Annotated in this window: 7 protein-coding genes; all 7 read right to left on the bottom strand. The window is 52.9% G+C overall.

Annotation, left to right across the window (positions count from 1 at the left end; translation table 11 throughout):
• Nucleotides 1-33: 33 nt before the first annotated feature.
• On the bottom strand, nt 34-1,158 hold the full coding sequence (locus E3K36_01890; GenBank protein MCF6154004.1) for an ABC transporter permease: 1,125 nt from the start codon (nt 1,156-1,158) through the stop codon (nt 34-36).
• Nucleotides 1,159-1,160: 2 nt separating this feature from the next.
• The gene (locus E3K36_01885) at nt 1,161-3,956 is read right to left on the bottom strand and encodes an ABC transporter ATP-binding protein/permease (protein ID MCF6154003.1); all 2,796 of its coding nucleotides are present in this window, start codon (nt 3,954-3,956) and stop codon (nt 1,161-1,163) included.
• A 418-nt stretch (nt 3,957-4,374) separates the two neighbouring features.
• On the bottom strand, nt 4,375-6,009 hold the full coding sequence (locus E3K36_01880) for an efflux transporter outer membrane subunit (GenBank protein ID MCF6154002.1): 1,635 nt from the start codon (nt 6,007-6,009) through the stop codon (nt 4,375-4,377).
• Nucleotides 6,009-7,031: an HlyD family efflux transporter periplasmic adaptor subunit gene (locus E3K36_01875; protein ID MCF6154001.1), complete on the bottom strand. Its 1,023-nt coding sequence runs from the start codon at nt 7,029-7,031 to the stop codon at nt 6,009-6,011. Before E3K36_01875 ends, E3K36_01880 begins: the two co-directional genes overlap by 1 nt.
• 592 nt (nt 7,032-7,623) lie before the next feature.
• Nucleotides 7,624-9,990 carry a phosphoketolase family protein gene (locus tag E3K36_01870; protein MCF6154000.1) on the bottom strand — a complete coding sequence of 789 codons (2,367 nt, stop codon included), beginning with the start codon at nt 9,988-9,990 and terminating at the stop codon, nt 7,624-7,626.
• A gap of 353 nt (nt 9,991-10,343) precedes the next feature.
• Complete coding sequence (gene fba / locus E3K36_01865; protein MCF6153999.1) at nt 10,344-11,294, bottom strand: class II fructose-1,6-bisphosphate aldolase; 951 nt, start codon at nt 11,292-11,294, stop codon at nt 10,344-10,346.
• Nucleotides 11,295-11,676: 382 nt separating this feature from the next.
• Nucleotides 11,677-13,314 carry a glucose-6-phosphate isomerase gene (locus E3K36_01860; protein MCF6153998.1) on the bottom strand — a complete coding sequence of 546 codons (1,638 nt, stop codon included), beginning with the start codon at nt 13,312-13,314 and terminating at the stop codon, nt 11,677-11,679.
• Nucleotides 13,315-13,329: the final 15 nt, after the last annotated feature.

The raw sequence follows: 13,329 nt of genomic DNA, 5'->3' as shown, positions 1-13,329 counted from the left end.
GTAATCACGGTACTGCGGAGAATTGTCTGTGACCTACTTCGTCACCGCGATTGATTTCCTGAAGAGCGCCAGGCTATATGCAAAAAACCCCAGACCGATGGCAGTTACCATGAGGAACTGCAACCACACCGCACCTAAGCCGCCGCCACGATAGATGATCACCTGCGAGAAGCTGACGAAATGCCGTGTAGGCAGGAAGAACGTTATGTACTGCAACCACCTGGGCTGGCTCTCGATAGGCGTATTGCCACCCGAAAGAAGCTGCATCAGGACGACCACCAGAACGATGAGGAGCGCAAACTGCGCCATGGATCGAGAAATTGTGCCCAGGAATATTCCCAGCGCCGTCGTGTAAAACAGATAGAGCACGACGCCACAGAACCACAGCGGAATCGAGCCGGCGAACGGCACCTGCAGCACCGCCTTTACTATCAGAAAGAGTGAGAAACCTGTGGCGACGAGAATCATCAGGCCGTTGGCCCACACCTTCGCCATCGCGATTTCGAACGCAGAAAGCGGCATCACCAGCAGGTGTTCCAGCGTACCATGCTCGCGTTCTCGGATTACCGCGGCGCCCGTCAGGACTACCGTTAAAAGGGTCACCTGATTGATGATGGCCACTATGCTGGTAAACCAGGAGGATATTCCATTCGGGTTGAACATCCGGCGAACGATCAGATTGACAGGCTCCTGTTCCTTTTCGTCCGTGCGTTTGAGAAAGGATGCGATGCGCTGATTGATGATGTTCTTAATGTAGTCCGCGCCTATGCCGGCCTGCTTCATCGCGGTCGCGTCTATGTTCACCTGAATATCCGGATTCCGGCCGGCGCGAAGATCCAATTCGAACATGGTCGGGATCACGACCACGAACATGAACTGGCCTCTGTCCATTGCGTTTTCGACCTCCCTGGCCTCAACATACTGAGGGTTCTGAAAATATGGCGGCAGGAAGGCATTGAACAGCTCCTTGGACAAGGCCGAACCGTCCTCATCAACGAAGGCGATAGATGCGTTGTTGACCTGCGTCGAAGTGCCCGTCGCCTGGACGTAGATAGCCATAGTGAATGCATAGCAGAGGAAGAGCACCATTACCACGTCGCTCAACAGACTGACAATTTCCTTGAGCCCAAGCCAGAGAATGTTCAGGAGTGACCTCATCTCTATTTCTCCTGTTTTCTCATACTTATGACGCTCACCGTCAGGAGAATCGGGATGCAACAGGCAAGAAAAATAACGTCCTGCATCAGAAAGTCAACCCCGAGCCCCTTGGTGTACGCGCCTACGCTGGCATGCATGTAGTAAGATGTCGGCCAGATCGAGCCGATGAACCGGGCTCGACCCTCAAGTGTCGAGACCGGCTGTAACAAACCGGAAAATTGTGTAGTCGGCAAAATAGTCAGAATTGCAGTAACAAAGACGGCCGCGACCTGGCTGCTCGTGAACGTCGAAATTAACATGCCGATGCCGGTTGTCACAATAAGGTACAACAGCGTGCACAGAGTCAGCATGAGGAAACTTCCCTTGATGGGGACGCCGAAGATGACCAGCGCCATGGCGACCAGGATAAAGTAGTTCATCATGCCGATCACAATGTAGGGGAGTTGCTTTCCCACGAGGTACTCCAGCCTGCCTGTTGGCGTGACATAGAAGTTGATGATTGAGCCAAGCTCCTTTTCGCGCACGACGCTAACCGCCATGAGCACCGCCGGTATCAATACCAGCAGCAGGGAAGGAACACTCGGTACGATCGAGTAAATGCTTTCGAACGTGGGATTGTACATAAAACGTGTCTGGAAATTGGCAGTGTACTTCTCATGACCAGAGGACAATTCGCTGGCGGGGTCGCGCAGCAACGTATCGTGCACCCCTTTCGCATACTGTGCGATTGTCTCCCCACGGTATGGGTCGGCCCCGTCCACCGCCACCGATACATCCGGTTGGGAGCCTCTGCGGAAATCCCTGCCGAAATCCGGCGGAACTTCAACAACCAGCGAGATGTCATTCGATTGCAGCCTTTCCAGCGCCTCCTCGGCAGATCTGATTGGCGGCGTAAGACTGAAGTAACGCTGAGACCCCGTGAACTGTTCCAGATACAAACGGCTTTCCGGTGACTGATCAAGATCGAAAGAGGCATAGCGAATGTGTTCGACGTCGGAGGTGATTCCGAAGCCAAAGACGATCATCAGTAATAACGAACCAATAAAGGCGAAGGCCAGTCGCACCGGGTCACGGCGGATCTGCATAGTTTCATTGTTCGTGTAGGCGAGCATCCGAACAAGGCTGAACCAGCCTGCGCGGTGATCCGGCACTGTTGGTTTGGTCGCAGGCTGCTTGCCAGAGGATACGCTGATTGACGTCTTGTCCTCGTCCTTGTTCTTATTTTCACCTTTGACCGCGGCGTCGCCAATGGCATCCTCCATATAGCCAATGAAGGCATCCTCGAGGGTATCGGTGCCGCGCTCCTCTATGAGTTTCTGAGGGGCGTCGCACGCCAGCACCTTACCCGCATGCATCAGCGAAATTCGGTCACAGCGCATCGCTTCATTCATGAAATGCGTGGTGACGAAGATCGTCACGCCCTGTTTCCGTGAAAGATCGATCAGGAGTTCCCAGAAGCTGTCCCGGGCCACCGGGTCAACCCCCGATGTGGGCTCATCCAGAATCAACAATTCCGGCTCGTGCAGAACGGCGACCGCCAGTGAAAGCCGCTGACGCATGCCCAGAGGCAGGTCCTCGGCCAACGAATCGAGATATGGGCCCAGACCGAATTTCTCCACCAACTGCCCGATGCGTGCTTTGGCCTTTTCAGGTGGGATGTGATACAGGCGTGCATCAAGTACCAGGTTCTGGCGCACGGTCAGTTCGCCGTAAAGTGAGAATGCCTGCGTCATGTAGCCGATGTGATTACGCACCTCGATGCTTCCGGCTTCGACAGACTGGCCGCCGAAGAGCGTCGCGGTACCTTCGGTGGGGGGCAGCAGCCCCGTCAACATCTTCATGGTCGTGGATTTACCACAGCCGTTGGAGCCCAGGAAGCCGAAGATCTCGCTGCGTTCGATAGACAGACTGACGTGGTCAACCGCAGTGAAATTGCCAAAGCGGCGCGTCAGGTCCTTGGCCTCGATGACGATTTCCGATTTGGTTTCTACCCGAGGCGGGATGGTTACCTCTTTGTGACCGGTGCGTTTCTCCTCCGGCAACAGGGCGATGAAGCATTGCTCCAAATCTTTAGTGCTTGTCCGCTCCATCAACTCCGCCGGTGTTCCTGTCGCCAGCACACGTCCGGCATCCATCGCAACGATCCAGTCCCACCGTTGCGCCTCATCCATGTAAGCGGTGGAAATGACGACGCTCATGCTGGGGCGGCCTTCACGGATATCATCAATGAGCTTCCAAAACTGCCGGCGGGAGAGCGGATCGACGCCGGTGGTGGGCTCATCGAGGATGAGAAGGTCCGGTTCGTGGACCAATGCGCCGCAGAGTCCCACCTTTTGTTTCATTCCGCCCGAGAGCTTGCCGGCAGGACGGTCGGGAAACGGGCCGAGTCCGGTGGCATCGAGTAGTTCTTTGACGCGGCTCGGACGCTCCGCAGCGGATAGTCCGAAGAGCCTCGCCATGAAGTCAACGTTCTCATGAACGCTGAGCTCCAGGTAGAGATTCTTGCCCAGGCCCTGGGGCATGTAGGCGATCCGCGGGCACACGGTATTTCGGTGCCGGACATCAGCGATGTCCCCGCCCAGGACAGTTACTTTCCCTTCCTGCAGTTTCTTGGATCCGGCGACGAGGGCCATAAGCGTGGACTTGCCGACGCCGTCAGGCCCGATGATGCCAACCATGAGGCCGCCTGGAATATCGAGGGAAATGCCATCGAGCGCCACAACGCTTCCATAGCGATGGGTGACGTCCTTAATGGAGACCACCGGCGTGCCAGCAGATTGAGACGCGGGGGGCAACATATATTTTAGATCTCCTCCTGTTTATAGAGTATCAAATGTATACTGAGAAGGTTCATAGTTGTGATTTTATTTTGAAATTTCTAATGATAGATTTAATACTATTCAATGAAAGCGCTATGAATCCCGTAGGGATGAAATGATTATAGACGATAGCATAAAAACCCGGCGATAAACCCCAAAGGGGTGATATAATCGTTTTTCCGTGAAATGCCCGGCGCGTTCATTATGTCATCCCCTTGGGATTGGGTGTTGTTTTCGGTTTTTTCATCTATGAATCATTTTACCCCTTCGGGGTTCTTGTCTTCATATTTTGAATAAATCACAATGAATGAACACGTTTAGCATAGTTTTACACATCACACTGTTTTTATAGCCTTTCCATCGCCAGGCTTATCAAACGGTTCAGCTACGGAAGTCTTTACCAGTAAGGCTTTTTTATAACCGGTACATCCCGGGTTGGCAGCGGTTTTAAATCCTCCGGTTTCGGTGACGGCGGCGGCAACAAACGGCCCCAGTTGGTCCGTTTTTGCATCTCGGTTAGCGCACTTTCTGCAATAACTGGTTGGCCCTGGCGCAATTCCCAGCCCCCGCCCAACGCCTTGTAAAGGGCAATCAAATTCGTGGCAATGGATGAGCGCGTCTCGGTCAAGCGGACATCCTCCTGTAATAAAATGCGTTGCGTATCTAACACGCGCTGATAATCCACGGCGCCTTCCCGATATTGCACCAAGGCTATCTCCACCGATCTCTGGGCAGCATTTACGGAGTTTTGCACAAAAGCTGTGGCTTCCTGGGCTTTGAGAAAGCCAATCAAGGCGTCTTCCGATTCCTGGGCTGCCCTAAGCACAGTGTTTTTGTAGTTGACGAGCAATTGCTGAAACCGTGCGTCCTGGACGCGTACATTGTTCTCTATACGTCCGTAATTGAAAAAGGGCCACTGAACCGCCGGGCCAAAGGAATAGAAGAAGCTGCCTGAGTCAAAGATATTATCAAAGTGCGTATTGTTGGACTGCACCCCACCCTGGCTGCTGCTCTGAAACCCGATCTCACCAAAAAGCGAAAAACTGGGATAGAGATCCGCTTTGGCAATGCCAATACGGGCACACTGTGCAGCGGCAGAAAGCTCCGCGCTCCGGATATCCGGACGCCGCCGCAGCAATTCAGCCGGTACGCTGACGGCCACTTCCGCAGGCGCCGTTGGAATCCCTTTCTGGCCGTTCAGGAATGTCTGAATTGCGCCCGGCGGTTGCCCTAACAGCGTGCTCAAGGCGTTTTGCGCCTGCCGCAGCCCGCTTTGTAGCTGGGGTATGGAAGCCCGGGTACTTTCTAATAACGTGCGGGCCTGCGCTACATCCAGTTCCGTGACGACACCGTGGCGGAAACGAGACTCGGCAATCTTTAGCCCTTCCTCCTGAAGTTTGACGTTTTCACGGGTTAGTTCAATGAGTACCTCAAAGGTTCGAATCACCGTATAGGTGCGGGCGACTTCCGCAGTGAGCGAGACAAGCGCGTCATCGTAGTCAGCCTCCGAGGCAATCAAACTGGCGTGGGCTGCTTGCACGTCCCGCCGAAACTTGCCCCAGAAATCCAATTCCCAGACCGCATCAAAACCAACCTGATAATCCCAATAATTTCGGTCCCTAAAAGAACTATTGGGCGCATTTTCACTAATACCCTCCCTGGTTGCACTGCCAAATACCTCTTGCTGCTGGGGAAACTGCTGGCCGATGGCAATACCTAACCGGGCACGGGCTTCCAGAATTCTCAGACCAGTAATCTGCAACGGAAGGTTTTGCTGATAAGCGAGTTTGATTAATTGATCTAATGTCAGGTCATTGAATGCTCTCCACCACTGGCTGGCAACGGCAGCCTGAGTTGCGACCCGTGAGTCACCTTTCTCGCTCCAGTTTTCCTGAATTTTGGCTTCAGGTTTCACAAAGTCGGGTCCTACCGCACACCCGCTCAGCGCCAATACCATGCTCAGGAGTGAAGCCGTACCCGCAATGGCCCAATGCCTTCCGTATATCGTTGGCTTTGCATCGTTATTGCACATCAAGGCACCTCCCTGGGGTGTTCAATCGCCTTTGAGGGCAGCGTCAAGAGATTCTGCAGCCAGTGCGGCCAGACAGCGGATTCATCCACCTTGACATATCCGACACCCCGGACGCCCGTCTTGACGTAATCCATGTAAGCGACGGCCAGCTCTTCAGGCACCTGTATCTTGACGCGGAACATCAGCTTCTCACGCTCGCTGCGTGTCTCGACCTGCTTGGGAGTGAATTGCGCCTCCGGGGACACGAAGCTCACATACCCGGCCGCTGCGAGGCCGGGAGCATGGTCAAGGGTAATCCGCCCTTCGACGCCAATCTTCAACTTGGCGGCCTGTTGTGCGGGAAGGAATATCTCCATATAGATGTCTTTCAAGTTCACTAACGTCAGTGCTTTCCCGCCGGGAGCCAGGACCTCGCCAACCTCGGCCAGGCGATAAAGTACTCTTCCGCGGACTGGGGACCTGAGCGTCGCATCGTCGATGCGGGTCTGGATCGTCAATACGTTTGCCTGCGCGACTTCGACCTCTTGCCTGGCGGTTTGCAGCCTCGCTTCCTCTTCCGCGAGTGCGGCCGTGGTTGTTTCCAATGCCGTCCTGCGGACATCGTACTCACGCTGCGAGCCGGCGCGTTCTTCGACGAGTTTTCGGGTGCGTTCGACCTCTATCCTGGCAAGTTCAATCTCGCTTTTTGCCCTGGCGATGGCGGCGTTGGCGATCGCCAGGCGCTCCTGCGTGGCGGCGACGTTTGCCTTGGCCTGAGCCAGCTCGGCATCCAGCGTGATAGTGTCCAGCCTTACCAGCACCTGACCAGGTTCGACACGATCGCCCTCATCGACGAGGATTTCCTTGACCCTGAGCGGTTCCTTGGCGGCGACATCGACCAGTTTGCTCTCGATCCGGCCGTTACCCGAGGCGATCCCCTCCGGCAGCGCGTATTTCTTTGACTTCCAATACTGATAACCGAAGAACGCAGCGCCCGCGACAACGACTACCGGAATGATCCACATCAAAGACTTTTTGGAGATAATTTTGGACATAGAAGACTCCTGTGATTTTACTGTTCTATTTTTTTCTTTTCAGTAACTGTTTTTATTTTTAATTCAATGCGTTTCCTCATGATAACGCTGCATTTTTGCAACAAATTATTTTAATCCTGAAATAAAAAGGGTTGCAAGTTTTTTACCTGTAGTAACCGCAAAAAAACAAATTGTTACTCTCGCCTTTTTTATATAAGCTTGAAGCCTGTCTGCCTGCAAAGTTCTTTACGTTTTCTCCTTCTTGTTGTGCCATGTCGTGTGGCGCTCATGTATGAGCGCGATCGCTTCATCGGCATTCGCCACGCAGCGCGGGATCGTCATGTCGAATCCGGCATGATCTGAACCTATTGCAATACGCATGTCTCACCTCAAATTTCAATCATATCGTCCAGATTGGGGCACTCTGACCGCAAGCCATGCTGTGACCGGAGCGCACTCTTTTCCGGTTTTTCAGTTTTCGATAAATAGTTACGAAATTTTCAATCTTTGCAGAGGCAATTCATGAATTGCCTCTACATAACAATGAAAAAGGTGCCGAATACCTAATTCACCTGTTCGATAGATTGCCCACGTCCTTTGACTAATACGGCCAGGTCCAATTGGCGATCTCCGGCCGGTCTGTGCCCTGCTCGTGCGCGTAGCGCAGGTTATCTATGATGGCATTCTTCATTTGCTCCTTTAAATGCGCTGCCTTCGTGCGCAGCTTCGGCACCCGGTCAATGATGTCGATGACCAGATGGAAACGTGATGTTTCATTCAGCATCGCCAGTTCGAGCGGAGTATTGATGTTGCCCTTTTCCTTGTAACCACGCACGTGCAGGTTATCATGTCCCCTGAAACGGTACGAGAGCTTATGGATGAGCCACGGATAGCCGTGGAAATTAAAGATGATGGGCTTGTCCGTGGTGAACAGGCTATCGAACTCGCGCTCCGTTGATCCGTGCGGATGCTCAGATGCTGGCTGCAGCTTGAACAGATCCACCACGTTGACGAAGCGCAGCTTCAAATCCGGCACCCGCTCGCGCAAGATGGCGGCTGCGGCTAACGCCTCCATGGTGGCAACGTCGCCGCAGGAAGCTAAAACTACATCCGGCTCCTCGCCCGCATCAGTGCTCGCCCGTCCCCAGATACCGAGGCCTTTGGCGCAGTGAACGATCGCCTCGTCTATAGCAGTAAACTGCAGATGCTTCTGCTTGTCGGCAACGATGACGTTGATATAGTCGGTGCTGCGCAGGCAGTGATCGGCGACAGCCAAGAGCGTATTGGCGTCGGGCGGCAGATAGATACGCGTGACCGACGGGCTCTTGTTGGTTACAAGGTCAATGAATCCAGGGTCCTGATGAGAAAATCCGTTGTGGTCCTGGCGCCAGACCGTGGACGACAGCAGGATATTCTCGGAAGCGACCGATGCCCGCCACGGCACGTGGTTTTTGCAGATGTCCAGCCATTTGGCGTGCTGATTGAACATGGAATCGATAACGTGGGCAAAGGCTTCATAGGTATGAAAAAATCCGTGGCGCCCCGTAAGCAGATATCCTTCCAGCCAGCCGATGAGTGTGTGCTCGGAAAGCATCTCCATAACGCGGCCATCACGAGCGAGCTCGCCGCCGTCGGCATCCTCCGGCAACATATCCGCCATCCAGGTCTTCTTGCTCACCTCGTAGATAGCCTGGAGCCGGTTAGATGCTGTCTCGTCCGGGCCAAAGACGCGGAAGCTTGTCATGTTGTTCTTCATCACGTCGCGCAGGTACTCGCCGAGGGGTTTGGTGTTCTCGTATTGCACTGTACCGCGGGAAGACACTTCTACAGCGTATTTGCGAAAATCAGGAAGCTTGAGTTCTTTGCGCAGGAGTCCGCCGTTGGCATGCGGGTTGGCGCTCATGCGCCGATTCCCCCTGGGCGCCAGAGCCTTGAGTTCTGGCGCGAGCTTGCCGCCCGCATCGAACAGTTCCTCGGGCTTGTAGCTGCGCATCCAGTCTTCCAGAAGCTTTAAATTCTCCGGATTGTCGCGCACGTCGGCAAAGGGCACCTGATGCGAGCGCCAGAAACCTTCCACTTTGTGTCCTTTTATCTCCTTCGGTCCGGTCCAGCCCTTAGGGGAACGCAGCACGATCATGGGCCAGTGCGGGCGGAAGGGGTTATTCGATTCCCGTGCCGTTTTCTGCTGGGCACGGATCTCGCCGATTGTCTCTTCCAGCGTAACCGCCATCTTTTTATGCATCTCAGCAGGGTCGCTCCCTTCAACGAAATAGGGCTTGTAGCCGTAGCCGACAAACAATGCTTCCAACTCCTCGTGGCTAATCCGTGCAAGGATCGTTGGGTTTGCGATCTTATAGCCATTGAGGTTCAGGATTGGCAGCACTGCGCCGTCGCGCACCGGATTGATAAACTTGTTGGAATGCCACGCGGTAGCGAGTGGTCCGGTTTCCGCCTCGCCGTCACCCACCACGCAGGCGACGATGAGATCCGGGTTGTCGAGCGCCATGCCGTAAGCGTGCGAGAGACTGTAGCCAAGTTCTCCGCCCTCGTGGATGGAACCAGGGGTTTCCGGAGTGACGTGGCTTCCGATATGGCCGGGGAAGGAGAATTGCTTAAAGAACTTCTGCATCCCATCCGCATCCTCGCTCTTGTCCGGATAGATCTCGGAGTAGGTGCCTTCGAGATATGCCGGCCCCAGCACTCCGGGCGCGCCGTGGCCAGGCCCGGCCACAAAGATCACGTTGAGATCATGCTTGACGATCATCCGGTTGAGATGCACCCAAACGAAAGATAGCGCAGGACTCGCGCCCCAGTGGCCGAGCAGCCGGTGCTTCACATGCTCCGGCTTCAGGGGCTCCCTGAGCAGAGGGTTGTCTTTGAGATAGATCATGCCCACGGAAAGATAATTACACGCCCGCCAATAGGCGTTCATCAGTTCCAGCTCTTTGTTCGTTAATGGATTTTCCATTGTACCTCCCCTTTTTCTTGAGTGTCTGCAAGGATTGAAAAGCGTTGAAAATAGTCATATTCACGCCATGTATTGCTTTAAAATTCACTCATATCAGTAACTATTCAGCGTAGCTGAATAGTTACTCATATCAGGTGTAATTGCTTATCATAATCGTTCCCATACCAGACATTTTTAGTAAAATTATACAACCCCCGCCCTTTTTTAAGGTGGATTTGTTTGCGACTTGGTGGTCGGTATGAGGCAGATCGCTATCACAGGTAACCATTATTTTTTTTAACCTATGTTACTGAAAATCGATACAAATTTTCTCGCTCATCTCTCGTCCCAATATCCTATCCTGGGTTTTGAGTTTAACAGCACTCGGCGGCTTTTCCTGCACAACACAAAACAGTGAGTTTATGCTTTACCATGCCCGCAATAGCCTCCCTGGCAGGGCCAAGATACTTGCGAGGGTCGAACTCGTCGGGCCTTTCGGCAAAAACCTGCCGTATACTGGCAGTCATCGCCATACGCAGATCTGTATCGATATTGACCTTGCAGACCGCCATTTTTGCCGCCCTGGAGATAGCGCTCTCAGGCACACCCATTGCATCAGGCATCTTCCCTCCGTACTTGTTGATCAATTCCCTGAACTCAGGCAGAACACTGCTTGCCCCATGCATCACCAGCGGAAAACCGGGAAGCTTTTTGCCGACAGCCTCAATTACGTCAAAAGCGATTTTCGGTTCGGTTTTGAACTTGTACGCACCATGACTGGTACCACAGGCAATGGCAAGCGAATCGCAGCCGGTCTTTTCAACAAACTCGACAGCCTGGTTTGGGTCGGTCAGGTGCTTTAATACATCATCAGCGCTTACGCCGACAACATGCTCTTCGATACCGCCGAGCTGACCTAATTCGGCCTCAACGACCACTCCGCGGGCGTGTGCATATTCAACGACTTTCCTGGTAAGCCTGACATTCTCCTCAAAAGGGAAATGGGAGGCGTCAATCATGACGGAAGTATAACCATCATCAATACACTGCTTGCAAAGTTCAAAGGTATCGCCGTGGTCAAGGTGTATGCAGACAGGAATATCAGGGTTTTCCTTCACAGCAACATCAATAATAGCTCTCAGATAACTTATGCTTGCGTATTCACGCGCCCCTTTTGAAATCTGGAGAATAACAGGCGCCTTTTCTTCCCGAACGGCAGCTATGATACCCTGAATAATCTCCATATTGTTGACATTGAACGCGCCAATGGCGTAGCCGTTCTTGTAAGCCATCTGAAACATTTTCTTTGATGAAACAAGCGCCATAGAAACTCCTTTCCTTAAACCGTATCTATAGTCAACATCTTAAATACATATACCTAGCGCAGCGAAGCCGCAACCAATTCTCCGTTGTGAAAGCGGGAGATTGCTTCGGAAAATACCCTCGCAATGACACTGGCTATGCCTTTGATGACATAGTGTGCGTTGTCATTGCGAGCGAAGCGAAGCAATCTTTCTCTCATAAACAAACTGTACGTCCTGATAAGGGATAAATAGGGTTGTGAAAAAACTTATAAAAAAAGAAGTTTTTACACAGTAATACTATAGATCGTCATTGCGAGCACATTCGCCTTGCTCGAAATGACCGTTTTGGTTGTTTTCATTCAGACCCTATCTCTTACAAGCATTCCAACCTTCTCTCTCTTAGTCATGATTTGTTCCTGCGATAGCGACGTATCAGATTGTTTGTCGAACTGTCATGGGCAAGCTCAGGTTCCGATTTGCTCTCAAGTTCGGGGATGATGCGCTGAGCCAGCACCTTGCCCAGTTCGACACCCCACTGGTCGAATGAGTCAATCTGCCAGATAACACCCTGGGTGAAGACACAATGTTCATAGAGGGCAACGAGTTTGCCCAGTATTTCTGGCGAAAGCCGGTCTGCCATGATTATGTTCGACGTCCGGTTACCCTCAAAAACCCGATGCGGCACGAGCCAGTTCGGTGTTCCTTCGGCCTTTACCTGTTCCGCCGTCTTGCCGAAGGCCAGCGCCTCGGCCTGAGCAAAAACATTCGCCATCAACAGATCGTGGTGGCGGCCAAGAGGGTTAAGCGATGTATCGAATGCTATAAAATCACAGGGAATAAGCCGAGTCCCCTGATGAATCAACTGATAGAAAGAGTGCTGGCCGTTGGTGCCCGGTTCGCCCCAGTAGACCGGGCTGGTCTGATAGTCAACCTTGACTCCATCAAGCGTAATATATTTGCCATTACTCTCCATGGTCAATTGTTGAAGATATGCCGGAAAACGGTTGAGGTACTGCTCGTAGGGCAAAACTGCAATAGTATGGGCATCAAAAAAATCGGTATACCAGATGGTCAGCAAAGCCATAAGCACAGGCAGGTTGCGATCAAACGGCGTGTTACGAAAATGCTCATCCATCTGATGGAATCCGTCCAGCATCGCGCTGAAGTTGTCCGGACCGATGGCAAGCATCGTCGAAAGGCCGATCGCAGAGTCCATCGAATACCGCCCGCCGACCCAATCCCAGAATCCGAACATATTAGCCGTATCGATGCCAAACTTCGCCACCTCGGCCTCGTTCGTCGAAACAGCGACAAAGTGCTTCGCTATGGCCTTTTCATCTCCATCAAGCCCTTTCAGCAACCACACACGGGCGGTTTGGGCATTCGTCATGGTCTCTAATGTGGTAAATGTTTTTGAAGAGACGATAAAAAGAGTCTGTTCGGGGTCGAGGTCTTGAACTGCTTCTGCGAAATCAGTGCCGTCGATGTTTGAAACAAACCGGAAGGTCATGCGGCGGTCGCTGTAATGCCTGAGCGCCTCATAGGCCATTACCGGCCCAAGGTCCGAGCCCCCGATGCCGATATTGACGATGTTACGTATGGATTTCCCCGTATGGCCTCTCCATGTGCCTTGCCTGACGCGGTTGGAAAAGTCAGTCATCTTGTCGAGTACTGCATGGACCTCAGGTACCACATTTTTGCCATCAGAGAGAATAGTTATCCCCCGTGGGGCTCGAAGTGCCACATGCAAAACGGCCCGGTTCTCCGTGATGTTTATCTTCTCCCCGCGAAACATGGCGTCAATTTGCTCGCGCAGGCCGGATTCCTCAGCCAATTGAACAAGGAGTTTGAGAGTTTCATCGGTAATGCGATTTTTCGAGTAATCCAGGTAAATGCCTGCTGCCTCGGCGACCATACGCTCGCCGCGTTTTGGGTCGTCGGCGAAAAGCGTGCGAAGATGCAGGGATTGAACTTTTTTGTAGTGGGTGTTCAGTGCTTTCCATGCCGCACGTTTGCTGAGCGGCTTAATGTGTCTTGTCATATTCATTCCCCGTTT

Origin of the sequence: Candidatus Brocadia sp., from assembly GCA_021646415.1 — a bacterium.
Classification (GTDB): Bacteria; Planctomycetota; Brocadiia; order Brocadiales; family Brocadiaceae; genus Brocadia.
This window is presented reverse-complemented; position numbering and strand designations above follow the sequence as displayed.

Excerpts from the sequence above, each read along its gene's own strand:
- E3K36_01870 (MCF6154000.1), bottom strand. The coding sequence starts at position 9,990 with ATGGAAAATCCATTAACGAACAAAGAGCTGGAACTGATGAACGCCTAT.
- fba (MCF6153999.1), bottom strand. The coding sequence starts at position 11,294 with ATGGCGCTTGTTTCATCAAAGAAAATGTTTCAGATGGCTTACAAGAAC.
- E3K36_01885 (MCF6154003.1), bottom strand. The coding sequence starts at position 3,956 with ATGTTGCCCCCCGCGTCTCAATCTGCTGGCACGCCGGTGGTCTCCATT.
- E3K36_01890 (MCF6154004.1), bottom strand. The coding sequence starts at position 1,158 with ATGAGGTCACTCCTGAACATTCTCTGGCTTGGGCTCAAGGAAATTGTC.
- E3K36_01880 (MCF6154002.1), bottom strand. The coding sequence starts at position 6,009 with ATGTGCAATAACGATGCAAAGCCAACGATATACGGAAGGCATTGGGCC.
- E3K36_01860 (MCF6153998.1), bottom strand. The coding sequence starts at position 13,314 with ATGACAAGACACATTAAGCCGCTCAGCAAACGTGCGGCATGGAAAGCA.